1 protein-coding gene is annotated in these 604 nt (G+C 76.3%); it reads right to left on the reverse strand.

Going from position 1 to position 604, the window contains the following annotated elements; genetic code table 11:
* Positions 1 to 533: helicase associated domain-containing protein (locus tag EAO76_RS42165; protein ID WP_187439030.1), on the reverse strand; the 533-nt coding region annotated here is incomplete at its 3' end.
* Between the last annotated feature and the right edge of the window lie 71 nt (positions 534 to 604).

The raw sequence follows: 604 nt of genomic DNA on the forward strand, positions 1-604 counted from the left end.
GCCGACGACCTCCCCGCCGCCCGCTCCGCAGCCGGTTCGACCCCCAGGTGCTCCAGCAGCACCCGCTGCGCGGGCACCAGCCGCCCCCACACCTCCGCATCCCGCTGCGCGGCCACCCAGCGCCCCAGATCCTCGCCCTGGACCACCACCGCCCCGGCCACGGACGGGAGCGCCCCACCGGCCCGCACGTGCGCCTGCACCAGGCGCAGACGGCGCTGCCACGTCGCCTCCCACGCCGGGCACCACCCCGGATCGACCGCGTCGAGTTCGTCCTGCCGCGCCCGCGTCATCGCCCCGGCCGACGACACCACCGGCTGGCCGGCGGCCCGCAGTTCGTCGTTCGCCGCCGCCCGCCGCGCCGCGGCCCGCTGGTTCTTCACCCACTCACCGATGGGGTACTCACCCCAGACCGCCGTGACCGGGGGCAGGAGATGCCCGTGCGCCTCGGCGTAGAGCCGAGCCACCATCAGACCATCCGCCCACGCAGCCTCCCGCTCCGACCACACCATCCCCAGCCCCTCCAGCTCGACCACGCGCCCGGCCTCCAAAGTCCCGGCGGCGTAAGCGGTCCGCTGGGACGCCAGCCACCGACCCAGCGGATACC

This window comes from Streptomyces sp. sk2.1 (genome assembly GCF_008120935.1).
Taxonomy (GTDB): Bacteria; Actinomycetota; Actinomycetes; order Streptomycetales; family Streptomycetaceae; genus Streptomyces.